We start from the raw sequence: 23,908 nt of genomic DNA, 5'->3' as shown, positions 1-23,908 counted from the left end.
GACCCCGCGCGGCGCAACGGGCACCGTCCCGCCGAGCCGGCGGTGCCGGACCGGACCGGTGACGTCTGGGACCGACGGGTCGCGGGCGGGCTCGCGTTCCTGCGTCGACGGCTGGCCGGCGACTACGAGGTGGACGAGTTCGGCTTCGACCCGGAGCTGACCGAGGCGGTCTTCCATCCGCTGCTGCGTCGCCTCTATCGCGACTGGTTCCGGACCGAGGTCACCGGTCTGGAGAACGTACCCGCCGACGGGGCGGGGCTGGTGGTCGGCAACCACTCCGGCACCGTGGCGCTGGACGCGTTGATCCTCTCCACGGCGCTGCACCACGAGCACCCGGCCAACCGGTATCTCCGCCTGCTCGGCGCCGACCTGGTCTTCCGAATGCCGGTGGTCTCCGAGATCGCCCGCAAGACCGGTGGCACGGTGGCCTGCAACCCGGACGCCGAACGACTGCTGCGCGGCGGCGAGCTGGTGGGTGTCTTCCCGGAGGGCTTCAAGGGCATCGGCAAGCTGTACGCGGACCGCTACAAGCTGCAACGCTTCGGGCGGGGCGGTTTCGTGTCGGCGGCACTGCGCACCGGCACCCCGATCATCCCGGTGGCCATCGTCGGCGGCGAGGAGATCTATCCGATGCTCGCCGACCTCAAGCCGCTCGCCCGACTTCTCAAGCTTCCGTATTTCCCGGTGACGCCGACCTTCCCCTGGCTCGGGCCGTTGGGCATGGTGCCGCTGCCGAGCAAGTGGCTGATCGAGTTCTGCCCGCCGATCCCGACGGCCCACCTGGTCGACTCGGCGGACGACCCGCTGGTCGTGTTCAACCTCGCCGACCAGGTCCGGGAGACCATCCAGCAGACCGTGCACCAACTGCTGGAACGCCGTCCGGACCCGTTCGGCCCGTAGCCGTCCCCGGCCCGGTGGCGTCGGCCCGCGTCCACGACCCGACAGCGGGACGCCGACCCGGTCTACGCGGCGACCTCGTCTACGGCTCGGCGTTGCGTCGGGTGCGTCCGGAGGTGGCGTCGGCCGCGCGGCGGCGGCGCTGCAAGGCGACCCCGGCGGTGACCGCTCCGGCCACCAGTCCCGCCGCGGCGGTGGACGGGAGAGCGATCTTGACCGCCCGTCGGCCGGTGCGGAAGTCGCGTACCTCCCAGCCGCGCTGCCGGGCCTGGCGCAGCAACGTGCCGTCCGGGTTGACCGCCACCGCGCGCCCCACCAGCGACAGCATCGGCAGGTCGTTGGCAGAGTCGCTGTATGCGGCGCACCGGCTCAGGTCGAGACCCTCCACCGTGGCGAGTTGGGTGACCGCCTCGGCCTTGAGCGGGCCGTGCATCAGGTCGCCGACCAGCCGACCGGTGTACGCCCCGTCGACGATCTCGGCGACCGTACCGATCGCGCCGGTCAACCCGAGCCGGGTGGCGATCACCCGGCCGATCTCCACCGGGGCGGCGCTGACCAGCCACACCCGCTCACCGGCGTCCAGGTGGCCCTGCGCCAGCCGGCGGGTACCGGCCCAGATCCTCGGGGCCATCAACTCGTCGAAGATCTCCTCGGCCAGCCGTTCGACGTCCTGGACCCGCCAACCCTCGACGAAGGCGAGCGCGGCCTCCTTGGCCTGGGACATGTCGCCGGCGTGCTCGCGGGCGAGCAGCCGGAACCGCAACTGCTGCCAGGCGAACCGGGCCAGGTCGCCGGTGGTGAAGTAGTTGCGGGCGGCGAGCCCACGGGCGAACCAGTAGATCGACGCGCCCTGCATCATCGTGTTGTCCACGTCGAAGAAGGCCGCAGCGCGGGGATCGGGCGCGGCCGGGGGAGCGGGCTCGGTCTGCGCCCAACCGGTGGTGTGCCCGTGCACGTCGGTGCTGACGGTCACCTTGCGGCTGCGCGCCACCTGCTCCCCCTCACGTCGCTCACCCTGCCCTGCTGCCCGAAGCGAGGGTATCCGGAGCAGCGGTTTCCGCCGCCGGACGCGGGGGCGACGTGCGCCCGCCGGGTCAGGCGCAGACGCCGGGGGTGGGGCCGAGGTCGTCGCTGGCGGTGCCGGCCGACTGGCCGCAGGCAATGGCGGTACGCAGCGCCTCGGTGCGCTCGGCGACCAGGTCCAGCAGCTCCAGCGACTTGGCGGTCCGCTCCTGGTCGGCGCGGGAGCCCCGGTCGGCCAGCGCGTCGAGTGTGCGGCGCTGCCCGGTGAGGAAGGCGTCGACCGTGTTCAGCGCCGCCGGGTCCGCGCGCCGCACGGCGGCGCCGGTGAGCTGGCGTACGCCCTGGCGGATGTCCGCGTCCATGTCGTCCAGCACGGCGCGGTAGCCGGCCCGGTTGCCGCTGACTGAGGACGCCTCGGCCAGCCGGGTCCGGGCGAAGTCGAGGAAGAGCTGCCCACGGCTGATCTCGGAGCTGGCGAGCGCCAACTGGGCCCGCTCGGTGCTGCGCTTCATGCCGTACAGCGCGTCACCGGGTACCGCGTTCTCGCTGGCGGCGGAGATGCCGGAGACGGCGATCGCGCCGGCCGCGATGCCGACCAGGATCGCGCCCCGGGCGCGGGCCCGGCGGGCGGTGACGGCCGGTAGCAGCGATCCGCGACCGGTGGCGGCCTTCTCGACCGGCGCGGCGACGGTGGTCCCGATGCCCTCCCGGTCGGCCGTGGCCAGCAGCATCGCCCGCAGGCCGGTCCGGAACTCCGGGTCGACCTCGGTGTTCGGCGGATTGGCGCCGAGCTGTCGGCTGAGCGCGACGAGCGGTGCGAGCTGATCGTCGGCGCGGGACCGGACGTGATGACGTAGGCCACCGTTGGCTTCGTCGAGAAGCTGCGCGAAGCGCTCGGTGCGCCGACGGGAGAAGAGGGCGTTGTCCACCGCGGCACCTCCTCTCGCTGGTCGCGGCCGGTCGGCCGCGTTCACCACCAGCGACCGACCACCGCATGACACCGGGTACGGAAGCCCTCGTCGGCACCGCCGCCGGTCCACCTCGGAGGTTTCCGGCCGGTCATCGGTCGCACTCGGAGAAACGCGCCGTGCCGGGGCCGGGTTACGGGCCGGCCGGCGGCGAAATCACGCAAAGTGATCGGCTACGGCTGGAAACCGTCTGGGAGAAGTCGAGCCAGCGCCCGCACCGCGCGGTACTGCAACGCCTTGATCGCGCCCTCGTTCTTGCCCATCGCCCGGGCGGTCTCGGCCACCGAGAAACCCTGGAGGAACCGCAGCACGATGCACTCCTGCTGCTCCGGGTTGAGCCGCTTGACGGCTGTCAGCAAGGCGACGTTCGTGATGTGCTCCACCACCGCCGCCTCCGGGCTGCCCTCCGGGCCACGGTCCTCCCGGTCGGCGTCGAGCACGTCGCCGGTGGTGACCTCCAGCCGGTACCGGCCGGACTTGAAGTGGTCGGCGACCAGGTTGCGGGCGATTGTCACCAGCCAGGCGCCGAGGTCGCGTCCCTGCCAGGTGAAGCTGCCGATCCGTTTGAGGGCCCGCAGGAACGTGTCCGAGGTGAGGTCCTCGGCGAGTTGCCGGTTGCCGACCCGGAAGTAGACGAAGCGGAAGACGGTGTCGACGTAGCGGTCGTAGATCAGCCCGAACGCCTCGGCCTCGCCGGCCTGGGCGCGCTCGACCAGGGCCCAGACCTCGGTGGCCGGGTCGGAGGGGTCGGGGCGGCTCGGGAACCCGGTGGAGGTGCCCGCCGACGAGACCACCGGCAGCACCGCCGTCTCCGAGGTGGACACCTCGGTCACCGGGGCGTCCCCGCTGCGGCGGGCCTGGGACGGCATGGTCGGTCGACTCGGTGAGGCGACCCGACCACCGGAGGGTTTCGTGTTCCCGCCGGGCGTCGGTGGTCGGTGCGGAGGTTCGTTCTGATGTGGTCTGCTGCCCACCCGGTTGGCGACGCCTTCGCCGCGTGCGGGCAGGTTGCCCGTGGTGTCCTGCTGGCCGTGAGCGTTGCCGCGCTCGTTGACCGGCGTACGGGGTAGTGGGCCGGGCAGGCCGACCGGGCGGGATGCGAAGCCGAAGGCGGTCATCGGGCCACCTCCGTTGCACCGGCCGTCGCGCCGACGGTGCCCGGTCGATCGATCGGGCCTCCGGCGGGCAGGGCGGCTCCGGGGTGTGCCGGCGGGCGGCAGTTCCCCTTGAGGTGCTGGTCCAATGCGCTCACGGGCACGGGGGCCTCCTCGGGCTGAGGGGTGTCGACTCACGGCAAAATGGGGTGAGCCGACCCGAGTGATGATAGGGCCAACGTCACCCGCGCGTGGCAAGTCCGTTACACAGGGCCAAAGTATTTCTCGGCGGGTCGCACCCCTGGCGGACCGGTTGTCCGTCGGGGGTTGTTGACAACTCGCCGACGGGTTGTTCCAGGGTGTATCCCCAGGTCAGCGTCGTGGTGAGACGGTTCGCCCGGTGGCCCGTGCGCCTCCGGCAGCACTCGACGCGGCCGGCAGCGGCGGGGACGCGTCGGGGCTGTCGCACACCGACGGTGACGCCGCCGGAGTTCCGTGCACGGGACCGAGCCGCGTCCTCGGTGGTCGGTGCGACGTGGTCCGGCCGGGGCCGCACCGGGATCGATCGGCGGGGCCGACGTGTCGGTGTCCTCGGATCGGCGTCGATCGTCGTCCGCAGGCATGGCCGGGCGGCTCCGGCTGTGCCAGACTCAGCGACCGTGCAGGACCGAGACGCAGCCGTCGGGCCGGGGTCGCGCCCCGCCCCCGACGAGGACGCAGGCACTGTCGGCCGCCCGCAGGCGGCCGACGGCACCGGGCCGAATCTGGCCGACCACCTGACCCGGGCGGCCCGGAGCAGTCCGGACCAGCCGGCGCTGTATTTCTCCGACCGGACGATCACCTGGTCCGAACTGGACGAGACGGTGACCGGAGTGGCCTTGGCGCTGGCCCAGGCGGCCCCCGGCGCGGACGGCCGACCGGCGCGGGTCGCCGTGGCACTGCCCAACTCACCGGACTTCGTGGTCGGTCTGCTCGGTGCGCTGCGGGCCGGACTGACGGCGGTGCCGGTCAACCCCACGCTGACGGCCCGCGAGCTGCGACAGGTGTTGGCCGACTCGGCCGCGTCGGTGCTGATCGGCACCGAACGCGTCCGGGACCTGGTGGCCGACGCCGAGTTGCCCGCACTGCGCGCCGTGCACACCACACCGCCCGGCGCCGACGGCGGTACGCCGACCTTCCCGGTGCGGGCCGCCGACGACCTGGCGGTACTGCTCTACACCTCGGGCACCGAGGGACAGCCGAAGGGCGCCATGCTCTCGCACGGTGCCCTGGCCGCAAACCACGAGCAGGTCGACCGGATCGCACCGCCGGTGGTCGGGCCGGACGACGTGGTGCTGCTGGCGTTGCCGCTGTTCCACGCGTACGGGCTGAACGCCGGACTGGGTGCGGTGCTGCACCACGGGGCGACCGGCGTACTCGTCGACGACCCGGGTGCCGACGCGGCGTTGGCCGAGATCGCCCGACACCGGGCGACCGTGCTGATCGGCGTACCGTCGATGGTGCAGTCCTGGGCACGGGCGGACGCCGACGTGCTGGCCGAGGCGATGGCGGCGGTGCGGGTCGTGGTCTGCGGCGCGGCGCCGCTCGATCCGGCGGACGCGGCGCGCTTCACCGAGGCCACCGGTCGGCCGGTGCAGATCGGCTACGGCCTGACCGAGACCGCGCCGGTGCTCACCTCGACCCTGGTCGGCGGGGAGCCGAAACCGGGCTCGATCGGCCGCCCGCTGCCCGGCGTCGAGCTGCGGCTGGTCGGGGCGGACGGGACCGAGCTGTGGCGCGACGGCCTGGCCGCCCCCGACGACGACGCGGAGGAGTGGGACCTGTCCGACCCGGTGGCCGGCACCGATCCCGGTCAGATCGTGGTGCGCGGGGCCAACCTCTTCTCCGGGTACTGGCCGGACGGCACGGGCGGGCCCGACCCGGACGGCTGGTGGGCCACCGGCGACGTCGCGTACGCGGACGCCGACGGTGATCTCTTCCTGGTCGACCGGCTCGGTGAGCTGATCCTGGTCAACGGCTTCAACGTGTACCCGCACGAGGTCGAGTCGGTGCTCGCGGCCCATCCGGCGGTGGCGGAGTCGGCGGTAGTGGGGGTGCCGCACCCCCGGACCGGGGAGACTGTCCGGGCGTACGTGGTGCCGGCGGCGGGGCATCGGGCGACCGGTGCCGAGCTGATCGCGCACTGCGCGCGTAATCTGGCCAGATTCAAGTGCCCGACCGACGTCGAGTTCGTCGACCTGCTGCCGCGCTCGGTGATCGGGAAGGTACGCAAGACCCTGCTCCGACCCACCGGCACGACGGAGGAGACCGATGCGTGAGCCCCGCCTGACCCTGATCACCCGACCCGGCTGCCACCTCTGCGAGGACGCCAAGGCGGCCCTCGACCGGGTCGTCGCGGTCACCGGCGACCGGTGGATCGAGCAGGACGTGAGCGGCGACGCCGAGATGGAACGCGAGTACGGCGACCGGCTGCCGGTGGTGCTGCTCGATGGCAAGGAGCACGGCTACTGGCGTGTGGAGGAGCAGCGGTTGCTCAAGGATCTGACCACTCCGCAGCTCTGAGGCCGCCGGTAGGGTGCGGTGATGACCCCTGCGCGCACCCATCTGGTGTGGGACTGGAACGGCACCCTGCTCAACGATCTCGATCTGGTGGTGGCCTGCACCAACGCCGCCTTCAGCAGCGCGGGCGGGCCGTCGGTGACGGTGGCGGAGCACCGGGTGCGGTTCCGTCGGCCGATCGCCGACTACTACGCGGACGTACTCGGCCGGGCCGTGGACGAGCAGGACTTCGGCCGCCTCGACAAGATCTTCCACGACGCGTACCGGCTGGGGTTGACCGGCTGTGAGCTGGCCCACGACGCGGTCGACGCGATGGCCGCCTGGCCGGGCAGCCAGTCGCTGTTGTCCATGTGGTTCCACGACGAGCTGGTCCCGGCGGTCCGGACGTACGGGCTGGCCGGCCGGTTCGTCCGGGTCGACGGATGGCGGGACCGGGTCGGCGGCGACCGCAAGGCGGAGTCACTGGCCCGCCACCTGGCCGAGATCGGCGTGGACGGCCGGTCGGTGGTGGTGATCGGCGACTCGATCGACGACGCCGACGCGGCGTACGCCGTCGGTGGGCGGGCCGTCCTCTACAGCGGCGGTTTCACCGACCGGTCCCGGCTGGAGGTCTCCGGCCACCCGGTCGCCGACACCCTGGTCGAGGCCGTGACGCTCGCCACCGCGCTGGCCGACGTCCCGACGGTGGAATCGCCCAGCTGAGCCGAAACGGGTGTCACCGTGCGTGGTCGCGGTCTCTCGATCTCCGCATTCGATCAATGATTGGCGTGTGTGATTGGTCAGAGAAGTCGGGATTGAGCAATAATCGCGCCGGTAGTCGTGGTGAAGGGGTCTCCGGTCGATCTTGCGGGACGGAGGGGCTGGTGGGGGCGCGGCGCGTGCCGACAAGATCGCGATTTGTGCACGTCTTCACAAGCGCCTACTCTGTAATTCCGACGCGCCCTGCTAGCACAGCCGGCAATTTCGGTCGCCAGCGGGAGTCCCGAAACGACCGGCCGGTGGAGTTGGTCGAGGATCGCACCGCACGGAGTCTCATGAGTCAGCATCGTCACCCAGGCGCGCCCGGCCGCGCCGGTGCCGTACCGGCGCTCCCGGACCTGCCCGAGGCGACGGTCGCCCGGCTCCCCGAGTACCTCCGTGCCCTGCACAACCTCGCCGAAACCGGCCACGAGACGATTTCCAGCGAAGGCCTGGCCAACGCCGCCGGGGTGAACTCCGCGAAACTCCGCAAGGACCTGTCCCACCTCGGCTCGTACGGCACCCGGGGCGTCGGCTACGACGTGGCGCTGCTGGTCGAGCAGATCGAGTACGTCCTCGGGCTCACCCAGCGTCGGGCGGTCGCCCTGGTCGGCGTCGGTAACCTCGGTCACGCGCTGGCCGGTTACGACGGGTTCGCCGGTCGCGGGTTCCGGATCGCCGCCCTCTTCGACGCCGACCCCCGCCGCATCGGCGAGGAGATCAACGGGCTCGTCGTGCGGCACATCGACGAGTTGCCCGAGGTCGCCGCCGCCGAGGCCGTCGCCATCGGTGTCATCGCCACCCCGGCCCCCGCCGCCCAGCGGGTCGCCGACCAGTTGGTCGCCGTCGGCGTGACGAGCATCCTGAACTTCGCGCCGTGCGTACTCTCGGTTCCGGAGGGGGTCGACGTCCGCAAGGTCGACCTCGCCATCGAACTGCAGATCCTGTCGTTCCACGAGCACCGCAAGGCAGCACTGACCGCGCTCCCCGCCGCCGGTGGGTCCGCTCTCACCGCCCTGCCGGGTGGGTTCGCGGTCACCGAGAGCCAGGAGGCGATCGGCACGTGAAACTCATCGTCGTCGGCGCCTCCTACCGCACCGCGCCGGTCGCCACCCTGGAACGGCTCGCGGTGCCGCCGGCCGATCTGGGAGCCACCCTGGACCGGCTGATGGCACAGCCGTACGTCAGCGAGGTCGTCCTCGTCTCCACCTGCAACCGGGTGGAGGTGTACGCGGCCGTCTCCGGCTTTCACGGCGGCCTCGGCGACATCTGCGCCGTCCTCGCCGAGCAGGCCGGCTGCCCGCCCACCGCGCTGGCCAACAACCTCTACGTGCACTTCGACTCCGCCGCGGTCGAGCACGTCTTCCGGGTCGCCGCCGGGCTGGACTCCATGGTCATCGGCGAGGCGCAGATCCTCGGGCAGCTCCGGGACGCCTACCACTGGGCCGGCGAGACCGACGCCGCCGGCCGGCTGCTGCACGAGCTGATGCAGCAGGCGCTGCGGGTGGGCAAGCGGGCCCACTCCGAGACCGGCATCGACCGGGCCGGACAGAGCGTGGTCACCGCCGCGCTGGGGCTGGCCGCCGGTCATCTCGGCAACGACCTCGTCGGTCGTCCCGCGTTGGTGGTCGGTGCGGGGGCGATGGGCTCGCTGGGCGTGGCGACGCTGTCCCGGCTCGGTGCCGGGCCGGTGACCGTGACCAACCGCAGCACCGACCGGGCCGTCCGGCTGGCCGAGTCGTACGGTGCCGCCGCGCGGGAGATGACCGAGCTGGCCGACACGCTGTCCACGGTGGACATCGTAGTAGCCGCCACCGCGTCCACCGAGCCGGTCCTCACCCGTCCGGTCGTCGCCGAGGCGGTGGCCGCCCGCGAGCCGGAGCGAGGTCCGTTGGTCCTGCTGGACCTGGCCGTACCCCGCGACGTCGGGCCTGGTGTGGCCGAGCTGCCCGGCGTCGAGGTGATCGACATCGACCGGATGGCGGCACTGCTCGCCGACGGGCCGGTCGCCGCCGACGCCGCCGCCGTCGAACGGATCGTGGCCGCCGAGGTCGAGTCCTTCCTCACCTGGCTGCGCGGTGCCGACGTGGCACCGACCGTGGCCGCCCTGCGCGGCCGGGCCGACGACGTGGTCACCGCCGAGTTGCGCCGACTCGCGCAGCGCCGCCCCGACCTCACCGACGACCAGCGTGCCGAGGTGGCCCGCACCGTGCACCGGGTGGTCCAGCGACTGCTGCACCAGCCGACCGTGCGGGTCCGGCAGCTCGCCGCCGAACCCGGCGGCGACCAGTACGCCGCCCTGCTGCGCGAGCTGTTCGACCTCCAGGTCCCGCAGACCTCGCCGGTGGACACCGTCCCCGACATCACCCCACCCGGAGGTGAGCAATGAGCGAGCGCCAGCGAGCGAATCGTCAGCTCAGTGCGAAGGTGCCTCATGGTGGCACGCAGCGGAGCGGAGGGCCGGCATGAGCGAGCGCCGCTTGAGCGCCGCCCCACTGCGCCTCGGTACCCGGGGCAGCACGTTGGCGATGGCCCAGTCCGGGCACGTCGCCGACGCCCTGACCGCCCGTACCGGACGCCCCGTCGAACTGGTCGAGGTGGTCACCGCCGGCGACCGGTCCAGCGCGCCGGTGCACCGACTCGGGGTGGGCGTGTTCGTCTCCGCGCTGCGGGACGCGCTGGTCGCCGGCACGATCGACTTCGCCGTCCACTCGTACAAGGACCTGCCCACCGCCACCGCGCCCGGGCTGCACATCGCCGCGGTGCCGCCGCGGCAGGACCCGCGTGACGCGCTCGTCGCCCGGGACGGCAAGACGTTGGCCGAGCTCGCCCCCGGGGCGAACATCGGCACCGGCGCGCTGCGCCGGATCGCCCAGCTACACGCGCTGGGCCTGCAACTGTCGGTCACTCCGATCCGGGGCAACATCGACACCCGGCTCACCCGGGTGCTCGGCCCGGAGGCCGACCTGGACGCCGTCGTCCTGGCCCGGGCGGGGTTGGCCCGCATCGGCCGGGCCGACGTCATCACCGAGACGCTCGACCCGATGCTGATGCTGCCCGCGCCCGCCCAGGGTGCGCTGGCGGTGGAGTGCCGGGCCGACGACCCGGACCTGGTCGAACTGCTCGCCACGCTCGACGACGCACCGTCGCGCGCCGCAGTCACCGCGGAGCGGGCGATGCTGGCCACCCTGGAGGCCGGATGCTCCGCTCCGGTCGCCGCCTACGCCGAACTCGCCGAAGGCGACGCCGGTGACGAGATTTACCTGCGCGGGGCGGTGATCAGCCCGGACGGCACCCGTGACATCCGGCTGTCCCGCACCGGAACGCCCGCCGATGCGGCGGAGATCGGCAAGGCACTCGCCGCCGAACTCCTCGACCTCGGCGCCGACTCGATCCTCGGCCCGCAAGGACACGACGGCCCGGGGACCCAGCAATTTGGGAGCACAGAATGACCCGCACCCGTAAGCCCGTAGGCCGGATCGCATTCGTCGGGGCCGGTCCCGGCGACCCGGGCCTGCTGACCCGCCGGGCGCACGACGCCCTGGTCGACGCCGACCAGGTCGTGTACGACCGGGGAGTCCCCGAGTCGTTGCTCGACGTCGTCCGGGCCGAGGCCAGGGAAGACGCCCAGTTCACCCCGGCCGAGGGCGCGCCGGGCGACGTGGCGAAGGTACTGATCTCGGCTGCCCGCTCCGGGCAGAACGCGGTGCACCTGGTGGCCGGCGACCCGTTCGGCCACGACTCGGTGGTCAAGGAGGTGCAGGCGGTGGCACGTACCGCCGCGCACTTCGAGGTGGTGCCCGGCGTCGGCCAGGCCGAGGGCGTCGCCGCGTACGCGGGTGTGCCGCTGCCCGGCGTACGCACCGCCGCCGACGTCGAGGACGTCGGCACGCTGGACTTCGAGGCGCTGGCCGGAGCGGTGCAGCGCGGCTCGCTGGCGCTCGCGGTGGACGCCGGTGACCTGGCCGCGATCCGCGACGGGCTGCTCGCCGCCGGGGTCGACGGCACCACCGACGTCGGGGTGACCGGTGACGGCACCGGGGAGACGCAGTACACCACCACGTCGACCGTGGACTCCTTCGTCGCGGCGGCACTCGGCTTCACCGGTCGGGTCGTGCTGACCGTCGGCGAGGGCGTGGGCCAGCGCGACAAGCTGAGCTGGTGGGAGAACCGCCCGCTGTACGGCTGGAAGGTGCTGGTGCCCCGCACCAAGGAGCAGGCCGGCGCGATGAGTGCCCGGCTGCGCGCGTACGGGGCCATCCCGTGCGAGGTGCCGACGATCGCGGTGGAGCCGCCGCGTACCCCGGCCCAGATGGAGCGGGCGGTCAAGGGCCTGGTCGACGGCCGGTACGCCTGGGTGATCTTCACCTCGGTCAACGCGGTGCGCGCGGTCTGGGAGAAGTTCGGCGAGCACGGTCTGGACGCCCGGCACTTCGGTGGCGTCAAGATCGCATGCATCGGCGAGGCCACCGCCGACGCGGTCCGCGCCTTCGGTATCCAGCCGGAGCTGATCCCCTCCGGGGAGCAGTCGTCCGAGGGGCTGCTGGCCGAGTTCTCGCCGCACGACGAGGTGCTCGACCCGGTGGGCCGGGTGCTGCTGCCGCGCGCCGACATCGCCACCGAGACGCTCGCCGCCGGGCTCACCGAGCGCGGCTGGGAGGTCGACGACGTGACCGCGTACCGGACGGTCCGCGCGGCCCCGCCGCCCGCCGAGATCCGCGACGCGATCAAGTCGGGCGGGTTCGACGCGGTGCTGTTCACCTCGTCGTCCACGGTCCGGAACCTGGTCGGCATCGCCGGCAAGCCGCACGCGCGTACCGTGGTAGCCGTCATCGGGCCCAAGACCGCGGAGACCGCGACGGAGTTCGGCCTGCGGGTCGACGTCCAGCCGCCGCACGCCTCCGTGCCGGACCTGGTGGAGGCGCTCGCCGGCTACGCCGTCGAGCTGCGGGAGAAGCTCGCCGCGATGCCGGCGAAGCAGCGCCGTGGCTCGAAGGTCCAGGGGCCGACCGCGCTCAGGTTCCGGTAGTCGTCAGGGAGGGCACCGTGCCGTACCCCGAGAACCGTCCCCGCCGGCTGCGGCGTACCGCAGCCGTGCGGCGGCTGGTCTCCGAGACCCGTCTCGACCCGGCCGAACTGATCGTGCCGATGTTCGTCAAGGAGGGGCTGACCGAGCCCCGGGCGATCTCCTCGCTGCCCGGCGTGCTCCAGCACTCCCGCGACTCGCTGCGCAAGGCGGCCGTCGAGGCGGTACGCGCCGGCGTCGGCGGGATCATGCTGTTCGGGGTGCCGGCGTCGCGCGACGAGCGCGGCTCCGGTGGCCTCGACCCGAACGGGATCCTCAACGTCGCCATCCGGGACGTGGTCTCCGAGGTGGGTGACTCCACCGTCGTGATGAGTGACCTCTGCCTGGACGAGTTCACCTCGCACGGGCACTGCGGCCTGCTCCGGCCGGACGGTTCGGTGGACAACGACGCCACCCTGGCCGCGTACGCCGAGATGGCGGTGGCCCAGGCCGACGCCGGGGTCGGCATGGTCGGCCCGTCCGGGATGATGGACGGCCAGGTCGGAGTGGTACGCCGGGCGCTCGACGCGGCCGGTCACGCTGACGTCGCCGTGCTGGCCTACACCGCCAAGTACGCCTCGGCGTTCTACGGCCCGTTCCGCGACGCGGTCGAGTCGGCGCTCGACGGCGACCGCCGGACGTACCAGCAGGACCCGGCGAACCTGCGCGAGTCCCTGCGCGAGGTCGAGCTGGACGTGGCCGAGGGCGCCGACATCGTGATGGTCAAGCCGGCCCTGCCCTACCTCGACGTGGTCGCCGCGGTCCGGGCCGCGGTCGACGTCCCGGTCGCCGCCTATCAGGTCTCCGGCGAGTACGCCACTGTCGAGGCCGCCGCCGCCAACGGCTGGATCGACCGCGAGAAGGTGATGCTGGAGACGCTCACCTCGATCCGCCGCGCCGGTGCGCAGATCATCCTCACCTACTGGGCCGTGGAGGCCGCCGGCCTGCTCCGCGACCGCTACTGATCCCCACCCCGGTCCGCAACGATCCGCCGCCCCCGAACCCCCGATCCTGGTCCTACTGACCGACCGCGACCCCGAGCCTCAGCGCGCGGCGTCGAGGCGGTGCACCAACTCGGCCACGTCGACGCTGTATTCGCACCACTCCCGGTCGGGCCGGTAGCCCAGCTCCGCGTTGACCTTGAGCATGGCCTCGTTGGCCTGGGCGTTCCACGTCTGGACCTCGATGAGCTGCGGCTCGGCCGAGCGCAACTCCAGCAGCATGCGGGCCTTGATCGCGCGGTCGATCCCGTAGCCGCGGTGATCCTGCACCACGATCGTGTCGTACTGATCCGCACGGGTGGGGTGCTGTGCCGGCACGACCACCTCGGTCAGGCCGGCCACCTCGCCGGTCTTCTCGTGCAGGGCGAGCACGATGTACGGCTTCATCCCCCGCCGGTGCAGGCAGTCGAGACTGTCGCGTAGCCGCTGCGGGTCGTACGAGCTGGGCCGTAGCTCGCCGTCCTCGACGTCACGGATCTCGGCCTTGGCCCGCGCGTACGCCTCGATGAGCTCGTCCGGTGGGCCGCCCGGGTGGAACTGCACGTGGTAACCGGCGCCGACACCGGTCGACATCTCGGCCAGCTCGGTCCAGTCGACCCCGGCGAGGTCGAGCACGCTGCGGGTCTCGACGTACTCCCGGCTGAAGCCCAGCGACTCGTAGAAGGCGACGGCCGGGGTGTCACCCACCACCTCGACGCCGATCGACTCGAAGCCCTCCTGGTAGACCCGGCGGGAGGCGCGCAGGACGAGATCGCGGCCGAGGCCCTGACGCCGGTGGTCGGGGTGCACCAGCACCTCCAGCACACCGATGCTGCCGAGCAGCAGCACGTGCACCTGACCCAGGATCGGGCCGGGCGTCCCGTCGGCGGCCTGCTCGGCCTGGGCCACCCAGGCGATCCGTCGTTCGCCGGGCATCACCTCGGTGAGGTACTCCCGCACGGAACTCTCCCGCCATGGCGGATCCTGCGGAAGATCGACCGCCAGGACCGCGTTCAGCGTGTCCAACAGCGACGCGATCTCGGCGGACGACGCGGTCCTGGGGTCCCACTCGCGCACCATCACGCGTCTAGCTTGCCGTTAACCGCTGCCGGGGGGAAGTGTCCAGTCCTCCAATGTGCGGGGACGATCACTTCACGTGCGACTCGCCTGTCCGTACCGGTTGGCCGTTTCGAAGACGGCCTGGGCGTACCGACCGACGTTGTTGTACGACAGAATGGCGTTCCACCAGTCACCCGGAACGGTGAGGTTGCGGCCCCCCTTGCACAGGTACGTTCCGGCGGCCAGCGCGGCGTCGTGGATGTTGTGCGGGTCCTTGACCCCGTCGCCGTCCGCGTCGGCGCCGTTCTCCTGCCAGGTCGTCGGGATGAACTGCATCGGTCCGACCGCCCGGTCGTAGGTGGTGTCCCGGTCCAGCTCGCCCCGGTCGGTGTCGGCGATCCGCATCCGACCGCCCTGCCCGTCCAGCGGTAGTCCGATGATCTCCGGAGTGGCCCTGCCGTCCGGCCCGAGCCGCGCGTTGTTGGCCTGCCCGTGCCGAGATTCGACGAAGCCGATCGCGGCCAGCGTGGTCCAGCTCAGGCCGCAGGCCCGGTTGGTCTCGGCGAGCACCAGCTCGGCGTAGCCGTACGCCTGGACAGCGATCGGGTCGATGCCGGTCTTGGCGCCGACCTCGCGGGCCCACCCGGCGAGGGCGTCGGAAGGGCGTCCCGCCACCGGCGCGGTACCCCCCGTCGTGCCCGGGAACGGCGTAGCTCCCGGCGGCAGCGTCTCGGTGGTCGGCGGCACCGCGCCGATCGGTGGAGCCTCGGTCAGCGGCAGCGTGCCGTCGGTCGCCTCCGGCCCGGCGGTCGCGTCGGCCGCGACCGGACGCGGCGCGCCGACGGTCGCCGGCACCAGCAGCGCGCCGGCCGTCGCGGTCGCGATGACCAGCGCGAGCAGGAACACCCCGGGCAGGGTCAGCCGCCCGCCGGGCCGCCGCGACCAGTCCCGGGTCGCGCGGGCGGCGGCCCGTGGACCCGGCACGCGTACGGCGTGCGCGAAGCGCACCCGGCGTCGCCGGGCTCGCCGCGGCCGGTCACCCGTCCCGCCCGCCACCTCCCCGTCGGTCTTGGTGGCGGTGCCGGTCGCGTTCGCCGCGTCGCCATCGGTCTTGGTGGCGGTGCCGGTTGCCGCGTCGCCATCGGTCTTGGTGGCGTCGTCGGTCTTGGTGGTGGTCCCGCGCTCGGTCTTGCTGGCGGCCTCGGTTTTGGTGGTCGCGTCGGCCTTGGCGGTGACGTCGGCCGTGGACTCGGGCTTCGGGTCGGGCTTGGCCGGCAGTTCGGACGCAGGCTTGTCGGGCGCAGGCTTGTCGGGCGCAGGCTTGGCCGGCAGCTCGGGCGCGGGTGTGGCCGCCCTGATCGTCGGCGCACTGGCAGCCGTGTCGGCCCCGGTGGTGGGCGACCCGCCGGCCGGTTCGCCGGATCTCAACCAGGGTCGGCGCGGCCGGGGGACCGCGCTGACCGGTCTGTCCGTAGTGGCGCCGGTTTGGGCGCCCGGCGTGGCCGGTCGCAGGGGTCGAAGGGTCGAACGCTCTTCGCCGTCTGCCACCCGTCGAGTATCACCCATGTCGCCGCGAGCGTCAGGTCCGGTCGTACCCTGATGCCATGCCCCGGTACGAGTTCCGCTGCCGCGCCTGTGGTGACACCTTCGAGGTCAACCGGCCGATGGCCCAGGCGGGCGAGCCCGCATCCTGCCCGAAGGGGCACTCCGACACGGTGAAGTTGTTGTCGACGGTCGCGGTCACGGGACGGGGTGCCGGTGCCTCCGGCGGTCCGCCCGCACCCTCCGGCGGCGGCTGCTGTGGTGGCGGTTGCGGCTGTTGAACGCCGCTGGCGACGGTGGCCGGTCGGACGTGGTCGGACCGGCCGGAGAGCCGTCGTACGTGGTGGGACGGTTGATGTCGGTCTTGCCCGGATGCCGGGTGCGATGGCACCTTGGGGCGGAGTCTCGGCCGACCGTTCTCACGATGCGTGATGATCTGGTTTCGGGAAGTATGAAGCCGAGGCCAGGGGGGAGGTTCCACGCATGCCGCCACGGATCCACCTCCCGAGTGGCTGGGTGACGTTCGTCTTCACCGACATCGAGGGCTCCACGCGACTGGCGCAGATGCTCGGCTCCGGGTATCGCCCGGTGCTGCGGGAACACCGCCGTCTGCTGCGCCGGACGATCGCCGCGACCGAGGGCGCCGAGCTGCTGACCGAGGGGGACTCGTTCTTCCTGGCCTTCGGGGACGCCGGTGCCGCGCTGACCGCCTGCCTGACCGCGCAGCGCGCGCTCGGCGAGCACGAGTGGCCGACCCCGGAGGCCGCGCCCCGGGTGCGGATGGGCCTGCACACCGGCTGGGCCGAGCCACGTGACGGCGAGTACGCCAGCCCGGAGGTGCACCGGGCCGCCCGGGTCGCCGCCGCCGCGCACGGCGGGCAGGTGCTCTGCTCCGCCGCGACCGCGCGGCACGCCGATCCGCTGCCGTTCGGGGCGTCCCTGATCGACCTCGGGCTGCACCGGTTGCGGGGTTTCGACGACCGGGAACGTCTCTTCCAACTCGTCGCCCCGGGCCTGGAGCGGCAGTTCCCGCGTCCGCGTACGGCCGACGCGGTGGCGCACAATCTGCCGATCCCGGTCACCTCGTTCGTCGGCCGGCAGGCCGAACGGATCGAGTTGCGGGAACTGGTGGCCGGGCACCGGTTGGTCACCGTGCTCGGTGCCGGTGGCGGCGGCAAGACCCGGCTGGCCGTGGAACTCTCCATCGACCTGGTCGACGAGTACCCCGACGGGGTCTGGTTCGTCGACATCGCCTCGGTGACCGATCCGGGTCTGGTGGCGTTCGCGATCGCCGCGGTGCTCGGGCTGCGTCCCGAACCGGGCCGTCCCATGGTGGACACCCTGGTCGAGTACGCGGCCGGTCGCCGGATGCTGATCGTCCTCGACACCTGCGACGTGCAGCCGACGGCCTGCGCCGAGGCGGTGTCCCGGCTGCTCTCCGGCGGCAGCGGGGTGAAGGTGCTGGCGACCACCCGGGAGCCGCTGGCGTTGCCCGGCGAGGTGGTGTGGCGCATCCCGCCGCTCTCGGTCGACCCGTCACCGGACGGCACCGAGAGCGACGCGGTCGCGTTGCTGCTGGACCGGACCGCCGCCGCCCGGGGCGGGCGACGTCCGGACGCGGTCGAGTCGGCGGACCTGCGCCGGGTGGTACGCCGGCTGGACGGGCTCCCGTTGGCGATCGAGCTGGCCGCGGCGCGGCTGCGCGTGCTCTCCGTCGGGCAGCTCGCCGAACGCCTCGACGACGTGCTGGGCACGCTGGACGCCGGTCGCGACGATCCGGAGCCACCACCGACCGACCACGGCAATACGGGCAACCAGCGGGACACCGTGGACCTGGTGGCGGCGGCGACCGGGGCGAGTCCGCAGTCCCCGGCGACGCGGGCGGTGGCGCGGTCGGCGATCGAACGTCACCTGACCATGCAGGCGACGGTCACCTGGTCGTACCGCACGCTCGGGCCGAGGGCCGCGCGGCTGCTGCGCTGGCTGGCGGTGTTCGCTGGCCCGGTCGACCTGCCGACCGTCGAGTGGCTGCTCGACGACGACCCGCTCGACCCGCTCTCGGTGCTCGTGGACAAGTCCATGGTGCTGGCCGAGCCGCAGGCCGGCGGCTGCACGTACCGGATGCTCGACCCGATAAGGGCGTACGCGGCCCGTCGACTCGCCGAGGCCGGTGAGGAGCAGGACGCGCGCAACCGGCACGTGGACTGGTCGGCGCACGCGCTGGAACGGGCACATCTGGGCCCGGACGGCCAGCCGGTGACGCTGTCGCTGTACGCATTGGATCCGCTCGCCGGTGAGCTGCGCGCCGCCCTGCGCTGGTGCGCCACCGGTGGCAGTGCCCGGGCGGGCCTGCGGCTGGCCAGTGGCCTCGACCAGTGGTGGCGGGAACGCGGGCTGGCCCGGGAGGGGCGCCTGTGGCTGTTCCGGCTCTACGGCCGGATCGCCGAGACCGGGGAGGCGATCCCCGAGGCCGAGCTGGCGGCGGCGTACCACATGCATTCGCTGCACGCCGGTGGCGACGGCGAGTACGCCGAGGAGCTGCGCTACTCGCAGCGGGCCGAGGCGGCGGCCCGGCAGGCGGGGGACGCCGGACTGCTGGCCCGGGTGCTCGCCGGGCGGGCGGCGCCGCTGGTGGACATGGGACAGTTCGCCGAGGCCGAACGGGTCTGCCGGGAGGTCATCGACTGGGCGCGTGAGCAGGGGGTGGAGTCCGAGGCGCTGTTCGCGGTGTTCCGGCTGGCCGAGCTGCTCTGGCGGCGGGGCGCCCTGGACGAGGCGGCCGACCTGCTCGCGGCGGCACGACCGGTGGAGGCGGCCCGCCCGGTCGACCGGGGGCGGCGTTCGGTGGACATGCTGCTCGGCATGGTGGCGTTGGCCCGGGGTGATCTGGTGGCCGCGCACGAGCACCTGCTGGCGGCGTTGCGGTCCCGGATGAACCACGGTTTCCACGGCCGGGCCTGCGACACGCTCAACGCGATCGCGGTGCGCTGCCTCGCCGGGGACGAGCCGCTGACCGCAGCCCGGTTGTTCGGTGCGGCGCAGGCGACCCGGGCGGGGCTGCGGTCGACCACCGGCATCTACGACGGCTACTGGAACGAGCGGCAGGTGGCGCTGCGTCGGACGTTGGGCGACGCCGCCTTCGACGAGGCGTACGGGGAAGGCGCGGAGCTGGGCCTGGACGAGGCCGTGGCGTTGGCGCTCGGCGTCGAGCATCCCGACCTGGCCGCCGATTCGGCCCGGTTCGCGGCGCGGGCGGGCCGGGCCACACCCCGCCAGTCGACCGCCGCCGCCGACCGACACACCGAACACGCCTGACCGAGGGGTCCGCGTCGGCCGCGGACCCCTCGGCCGGGAGATCAGGCGCGCGCGAGGCGTTCCGCGTCGGCCTTCATCCGGGCGGCCCGGTCGATGTCGGACTGCTGGACGGCGGCGGCCGAGCCGAAGACACTCACCGCCTGGTAGTAGGTCCAGGCCAGGCTGAGGCAGGCCGGACGGACGACCGCGTTGTACGTGGCACAGACCCGCTTGAGATCCTCATAGAAGGCGCTGTCCAGGCGGGACTTGTTGGCGCTGAACTGGCCGACCGCCTTGTAGTTGCGGTAGCCGAAGTCGTGGCGGTGGCAGGAGAGGGAGAAGCGGAACCCGAGCGGGTTGTCCGGGCTGGACGAGCAGAAGTCGGTGGACCAGTCGAAGTTGTAGCCGGCCCACGGTGTGCGGTTCTGCCGGGCCGAGTTCCAGGCGTTGTAGCTGCTGGCGCTGGTCTGCGTCCAGCTCGACAGCACGGACAGCTTCTGGGCGGGCGTGACGGCTGCGGTCGCCGGGGACGCCACGGCGAGCGTGGCGGCCAGCGCGACCGCGCCGGAGGCGAGGACGGTGGTGAGACGTCTGAGCACGGGGGATACCTCCGCGGGGGTGTGCGGTGGGGCAATGGTTACCGGCGAGTACCCGGAGTTCGACCAGTCTCGATCAAGGTCGCGGCATTCGGGTGTAACCATTGAGAAATATTGGTGACCGGTGCTGAAACAGACGAATACCCCGGACGCCGGTGACGTCCGGGGTATTCGCGGCCGGTCGGCCTGATTCGCAGCTCAGTGCCGGGTGGGCCGGCGGGTGGTCAGTCGAAGAAGCGGGCCATGTGGGTGGGGGAGGGGCCGTCGTCGTCGACGCCCAGCGGGGTGAGGTCGGCGAAGATCGACGCGCCGTCCGTGCCGGCGTGCAGTGGGTGCCAGCGTGGGGTGCCTGGTGGACGCATCGCGCAGACCCCCTTGATGGTCTGCACGTCGAGCAGCCGGACGTGGGTCGGGTCGGCGACCGCGTTCACATGGCCCCACCAGGGGCTCATCACGTGCAGGACGCCGCCGGGGCGCAGTACCCGGTGGCACTCGTCGAGCAGGGGCAGGAAGTCGATCAGGTGCTCCAGGATGTGCACCGCGAACAGGACATCCACCGAGTCGTCGGCCAGCGGCAGCGAGCCGGAGAGGTCGGCCACCGCGTCCACCCCGGGGGCCGGAAAGATGTCCAGCCCGAGGTTGCCCGGCCACTGCTTGGTGCCGCCGCAGCCGAGGTCCACCACCACCGGGTCGCGTCCGCCGACGCGTACCCGGCACCAGACGCCGAAGACCCCGGCGAGCCGGCCGACCTGCTCGCGTACCAGGCGGAGTTGGGCCGGTTCGTCGACCTCGCCGGTCAGGTGGGCGACGCCCCGGTCGAAGCGGACCTCGACGGCCAGCGACCGCAGCCTCTCGTCGTGGCGGGCCTGGTCCGCCCATGCCTCCGCGAGGAACCGGTCGACCGCCCGCAGCCGTTCGGCCGAGGGCGGGGTGTGTGCCAACGCGACCATTCGCCTACCTCCGGCCGGCGCGATACCCCGGATCGCTGCCCGTTATGCGCAACTTATCCCAGGGGGTGACGCTCGGGTGGGCCGTCGGCCGGACTGCCGCAGGGAGCCGGGCTGCCGCAGGGAGATCGATCAGCCGGGGGCGGTACGCCGGGGGCGGCCGGCGGCGCCGATCCGCTGTCGGGGTGCGGGCACCTTGGGGCGCTTGAGGTGGTAGCGGTGCAACTCGGCGTGGCCGGCCAGGGACGGGTCCTCACTCATCGAGACCAGTTCCCAGCCCTGGTCGCCAGCCCGGTTGAGATGGGCCAGCGCGGTGTCGCCGTACGGCGTGACGTCGATCATGGAACCGTCGGGGCCGTACCAGATGAAGACGATCTCCCAGCCGGCGTCGGTGCTCGCCGCCTGGCGGCGCCGCACCAACAGTGCGTACTCCCACCTGAGCATGCAGTGATTGTCGCTCCGGCGGGGGCCGCAGGCCGGGATCAGGACTCGGCGATCCGTCCGGCGTCGACCCGCAGGCGGCGGTCCACGCGTACCGCGTCCAACATCCGCCGGTCGTGCGTCACCAGCAGCAACGTGCCCGGGTAGCCGGCCAGCGCCGACTCCAACTGCTCGATCGCCGGGAGGTCCAGGTGGTTGGTCGGCTCGTCGAGCACCAGCAGGTTGACCCCGCGCCCCTGCAACAGCGCCAGCGCGGCCCGGGTCCGCTCGCCCGGGGAGAGCGTCGCGGCCGGGCGCAGCACGTGCTGGGCGCGCAGGCCGAACTTGGCCAGCAGCGTCCGCGCGTCGGCCGGCGACAGGTCCGGTGCGGCGACCCGGAAGGCGTCCAGCAGTGGCGCGTCCCCGAGGAACGACCCGCGTGCCTGGTCCACCTCGCCGACCACCACGCCGGGGCCCAGCGCGGCCTGACCGGCGTCCAGCGGCAGCCGGCCCAGCAGAGCGGCCAGCAGCGTCGACTTGCCGGACCCGTTCGCCCCGGTGATCGCCACCCGGTCCGCGAGCGCGATCTGGAGGTTCACCGGGCCGAGGGTGAAGTCGCCTCGGCGTACCACCGCGTCGCGCAGGGTGGCCACGACGGCGCCGGCGCGGGGCGCGGGGGCGATCTCCATCCGCAGCTCCCACTCCTTGCGTGGCTCCTCGACCACGTCCAGCCGCTCGATCAGCCGCTCGGTCTGCCGGGCCTTCGCCGCCTGCTTCTCGCTCGCCTCGGAGCGGAACTTGCGGCCGATCTTGTCGTTGTCGGTGGCCTTGCGGCGGGCGTTGCGGACACCCTTCTCCATCCAGGATCGCTGCGTGCGGGCCCGCGCCTCCAGTGCCGCCCGGGTGTCGGCGTACTCCTCGAACTCGGCGCGTGCCTGGCGGCGGGCCACCTCCCGCTCCTCCAGGTACGCCGCGTAGCCGCCCCCGAAGTGGTTGACCTGCTGCTGGTGCAGGTCCAGCTCCAGCACCCGGGTCACCGTCCGGGTCAGGAACTCCCGGTCGTGGCTGACCAGCACCGTGCCGGCCCGCAGCCCGGTGACGAACCGTTCCAGCCGCTCCAACCCGGCCAGGTCCAGGTCGTTGGTGGGCTCGTCGAGCAGGAAGACGTCGTACCGGCTGAGCAGCAGCGACGCGAGCCCGGCACGGGCCGCCTGGCCGCCGGAGAGCCCGGTCATCTCGTGGTCGAGATCGACGGCGAGCCCCAGCTCCGCGGCGACCTCCTCGGCCCGTTCGTCCAGGTCGGCCCCGCCCAGCCCGAGCCAGCTCTCCAACGCGGTGGCGTACGCGTCGTCCGCGCCCGGCGCGCCGGTGGTCAGCGCCTCGGTAGCCGCGTCGAGGGCGGCCTGTGCCCGGGCCACCCCGGTCCGCCGGGCCAGGAACGCCCGGATCGTCTCGCCGGGACGTCGATCCGGCTCCTGCGGCAGATGCCCGACGCTCGCGCCGGGCGGGCTCACCGCGACGCCGCCGGCCTCCACCGGCAACAGCCCGGCGAGGGTACGCAGCAGCGTCGACTTGCCCGCCCCGTTCGGCCCGACCAGGCCGATCACGTCCCCGGGCGCGACCACCAGGTCCAGCCCGGTGAACAGCGTCCGCTCCCCGTGCCCGGCGGCCAGGTCCTTGGCGATCAGCGTGGCGCTCACAAGCAGCCGAGCCTACCCGCCGGCGTGGTTGGCGTGGCCCGCCATGCCCGGGCGCCGCACACGAGGCAGACTCACGGTCGTGCAGACCACTCTGGCGATCGACTGCGGCGGTGGCGGGATCAAGGCGTCCGTGCTGGACGCCGCAGGCACCATGCGGGCCCAACCGATGCGGGTGCCGACGCCGTACCCGCTGCCGCCGGAGCTGTTCGTGCGGACCCTGCGGGAACTCGGCGACCGGCTCCCGACCGCCGACCGGGTGACGGTCGGCATGCCGGGCATGATCCGGCACGGCGTGGTGGTCGCCACCCCGCACTACGTGACCCGCTCCGGCCCGCGTAGCCGGGTCGACCCGGCGCTGCACGCCCAGTGGTCCGGGTACGACGCCCGCAGCGCCCTCGCCGCCGCGTTCGGGCTGCCCACGCTGGTGCTCAACGACGCCGAGGTGCACGGTGCCGGGGTGGTCGCGGGCACCGGCTGCGAGCTGGTGCTGACCCTCGGCACCGGGTTGGGCAGCGCCCTCTTCGACGGTGGTGTGCTCGCCCCGCACCTGGAGCTGTCGCACGCCCCGGTGCGCTGGGGCACCACCTACGACACGTACGTGGGCGAGCCGGAACGCCGCCGGTTGGGCGACGCGTTCTGGTCCCGACGGATCCGGCAGGTGGTGGAGGGGCTGCGCCCGGTGTTCCGCTGGGACCGGCTCTATCTGGGCGGCGGTAACTCCCGGTTGATCCGCCCCGAGCAGCTCGCCCGGATGGGCGACGACGTGGTGGTGGTGCCCAACAGCGCCGGCATCGTCGGCGGTGTCCGCGCCTGGGACCTGGCTGCCGTGTGACTGCAAGGATGTGAGTGCAAGGAGGGGACCCCTGCTAACGCCAGCGGTATAGCAGGGGTCCCCTGCTAACACCCGGCTCCGCCCGCAAGCGCCCGGGAACACCCGGCTCCGCCCGCAAGCGCCCGGGAACACCCGGCTCCGCCCGCAAGCGCCCGGGAACACCCGGCTCCGCCCGCAAGCGCCCGGGAACACCC

21 protein-coding genes are annotated in these 23,908 nt (G+C 73.0%); 12 read left to right on the top strand and 9 right to left on the bottom strand.

Going from position 1 to position 23,908, the window contains the following annotated elements:
• Positions 1-42: 42 nt before the first annotated feature.
• Positions 43-900 carry a lysophospholipid acyltransferase family protein gene (locus ABT008_RS02790; protein WP_350693190.1) on the top strand — a complete coding sequence of 286 codons (858 nt, stop codon included), beginning with the start codon at positions 43-45 and terminating at the stop codon, positions 898-900.
• A gap of 79 nt (positions 901-979) precedes the next feature.
• Here ABT008_RS02790 and ABT008_RS02785 read toward each other — a convergent pair whose 3' ends face one another.
• The 3 genes from ABT008_RS02785 to ABT008_RS02775 form a co-directional block, all read right to left on the bottom strand.
• Positions 980-1,888, bottom strand: a complete 909-nt coding sequence (locus ABT008_RS02785; protein ID WP_350693025.1) for an HAD family hydrolase — start codon at positions 1,886-1,888, stop codon at positions 980-982.
• 103 nt (positions 1,889-1,991) lie between these two features.
• Positions 1,992-2,849, bottom strand: a complete 858-nt coding sequence (locus tag ABT008_RS02780; RefSeq protein ID WP_350693023.1) for a DUF5667 domain-containing protein — start codon at positions 2,847-2,849, stop codon at positions 1,992-1,994.
• Positions 2,850-3,061: 212 nt separating this feature from the next.
• Positions 3,062-4,006: an ECF subfamily RNA polymerase sigma factor, BldN family gene (locus ABT008_RS02775; RefSeq protein ID WP_350693021.1), complete on the bottom strand. Its 945-nt coding sequence runs from the start codon at positions 4,004-4,006 to the stop codon at positions 3,062-3,064.
• A gap of 635 nt (positions 4,007-4,641) precedes the next feature.
• Between ABT008_RS02775 and ABT008_RS02770 the strand changes: the two genes are divergently transcribed.
• From ABT008_RS02770 to hemB, 8 genes are all read left to right on the top strand, one after another.
• A complete protein-coding gene (locus tag ABT008_RS02770) occupies positions 4,642-6,300 on the top strand; it encodes an AMP-binding protein (RefSeq protein ID WP_350693019.1) in 1,659 nt (552 codons plus the stop codon).
• On the top strand, positions 6,293-6,544 hold the full coding sequence (locus ABT008_RS02765) for a glutaredoxin family protein (RefSeq protein ID WP_131051867.1): 252 nt from the start codon (positions 6,293-6,295) through the stop codon (positions 6,542-6,544). Before ABT008_RS02770 ends, ABT008_RS02765 begins: the two co-directional genes overlap by 8 nt.
• Positions 6,545-6,565: 21 nt before the next feature.
• Positions 6,566-7,243, top strand: coding sequence for an HAD family hydrolase (locus tag ABT008_RS02760; RefSeq protein WP_350693017.1), 678 nt, complete (start codon positions 6,566-6,568; stop codon positions 7,241-7,243).
• A gap of 332 nt (positions 7,244-7,575) precedes the next feature.
• Complete coding sequence (locus ABT008_RS02755) at positions 7,576-8,346, top strand: redox-sensing transcriptional repressor Rex (protein WP_350693015.1); 771 nt, start codon at positions 7,576-7,578, stop codon at positions 8,344-8,346.
• A complete protein-coding gene (locus ABT008_RS02750; RefSeq protein ID WP_350693013.1) occupies positions 8,343-9,668 on the top strand; it encodes a glutamyl-tRNA reductase in 1,326 nt (441 codons plus the stop codon). The genes ABT008_RS02755 and ABT008_RS02750 overlap by 4 nt, the downstream gene beginning before the upstream one ends.
• A gap of 76 nt (positions 9,669-9,744) precedes the next feature.
• Positions 9,745-10,731, top strand: a complete 987-nt coding sequence (gene hemC / locus ABT008_RS02745; RefSeq protein ID WP_350693011.1) for a hydroxymethylbilane synthase — start codon at positions 9,745-9,747, stop codon at positions 10,729-10,731.
• Positions 10,728-12,308: a bifunctional uroporphyrinogen-III C-methyltransferase/uroporphyrinogen-III synthase gene (locus ABT008_RS02740; RefSeq protein ID WP_350693009.1), complete on the top strand. Its 1,581-nt coding sequence runs from the start codon at positions 10,728-10,730 to the stop codon at positions 12,306-12,308. The genes hemC and ABT008_RS02740 overlap by 4 nt, the downstream gene beginning before the upstream one ends.
• 17 nt (positions 12,309-12,325) lie before the next feature.
• Positions 12,326-13,309: a porphobilinogen synthase gene (gene hemB, locus ABT008_RS02735; protein WP_350693007.1), complete on the top strand. Its 984-nt coding sequence runs from the start codon at positions 12,326-12,328 to the stop codon at positions 13,307-13,309.
• A 78-nt stretch (positions 13,310-13,387) separates the two neighbouring features.
• On the opposite strand, the gene ABT008_RS02730 is transcribed toward hemB, so the two are convergent.
• On the bottom strand, positions 13,388-14,404 hold the full coding sequence (locus ABT008_RS02730) for a GNAT family N-acetyltransferase (RefSeq protein ID WP_350693189.1): 1,017 nt from the start codon (positions 14,402-14,404) through the stop codon (positions 13,388-13,390).
• Between the two features lie 72 nt (positions 14,405-14,476).
• Positions 14,477-15,811, bottom strand: coding sequence for a lytic transglycosylase domain-containing protein (locus ABT008_RS02725; protein WP_502890326.1), 1,335 nt, complete (start codon positions 15,809-15,811; stop codon positions 14,477-14,479).
• 176 nt (positions 15,812-15,987) lie between these two features.
• On the opposite strand from ABT008_RS02725, the gene ABT008_RS02720 reads away from it, so the two are divergent.
• On the top strand, positions 15,988-16,206 hold the full coding sequence (locus ABT008_RS02720) for an FmdB family zinc ribbon protein (RefSeq protein ID WP_350693004.1): 219 nt from the start codon (positions 15,988-15,990) through the stop codon (positions 16,204-16,206).
• A gap of 202 nt (positions 16,207-16,408) precedes the next feature.
• Positions 16,409-19,240 (top strand): ATP-binding protein, encoded by a 2,832-nt coding sequence (locus ABT008_RS02715; protein ID WP_350693002.1) that lies wholly within the window; start codon positions 16,409-16,411, stop codon positions 19,238-19,240.
• A gap of 41 nt (positions 19,241-19,281) precedes the next feature.
• Here the strand turns inward: ABT008_RS02715 and ABT008_RS02710 are convergent, their stop codons facing one another.
• The 4 genes from ABT008_RS02710 to ABT008_RS02695 form a co-directional block, all read right to left on the bottom strand.
• Positions 19,282-19,818: a phospholipase gene (locus ABT008_RS02710; protein WP_350693000.1), complete on the bottom strand. Its 537-nt coding sequence runs from the start codon at positions 19,816-19,818 to the stop codon at positions 19,282-19,284.
• Between the two features lie 221 nt (positions 19,819-20,039).
• The gene (locus ABT008_RS02705; RefSeq protein WP_350692999.1) at positions 20,040-20,765 is read right to left on the bottom strand and encodes a methyltransferase domain-containing protein; all 726 of its coding nucleotides are present in this window, start codon (positions 20,763-20,765) and stop codon (positions 20,040-20,042) included.
• A gap of 129 nt (positions 20,766-20,894) precedes the next feature.
• Entirely contained in the window at positions 20,895-21,206 is a 312-nt protein-coding gene (locus ABT008_RS02700; protein WP_350692997.1) for a hypothetical protein, read from the bottom strand.
• Positions 21,207-21,244: 38 nt separating this feature from the next.
• Positions 21,245-22,882 carry an ABC-F family ATP-binding cassette domain-containing protein gene (locus ABT008_RS02695; RefSeq protein ID WP_350692995.1) on the bottom strand — a complete coding sequence of 546 codons (1,638 nt, stop codon included), beginning with the start codon at positions 22,880-22,882 and terminating at the stop codon, positions 21,245-21,247.
• Positions 22,883-22,961: 79 nt separating this feature from the next.
• Between ABT008_RS02695 and ABT008_RS02690 the strand changes: the two genes are divergently transcribed.
• Complete coding sequence (locus ABT008_RS02690) at positions 22,962-23,714, top strand: ROK family protein (protein WP_350692994.1); 753 nt, start codon at positions 22,962-22,964, stop codon at positions 23,712-23,714.
• Positions 23,715-23,908 lie beyond the last annotated feature (194 nt).

It is taken from the genome of Micromonospora sp. NPDC002389 (assembly GCF_040296095.1).
In the GTDB taxonomy this organism is placed as follows: domain Bacteria; phylum Actinomycetota; class Actinomycetes; order Mycobacteriales; family Micromonosporaceae; genus Micromonospora.
The sequence above is the reverse complement of the archived record's forward strand: the minus strand, read 5'-3'. Positions and strand labels throughout refer to the sequence as shown.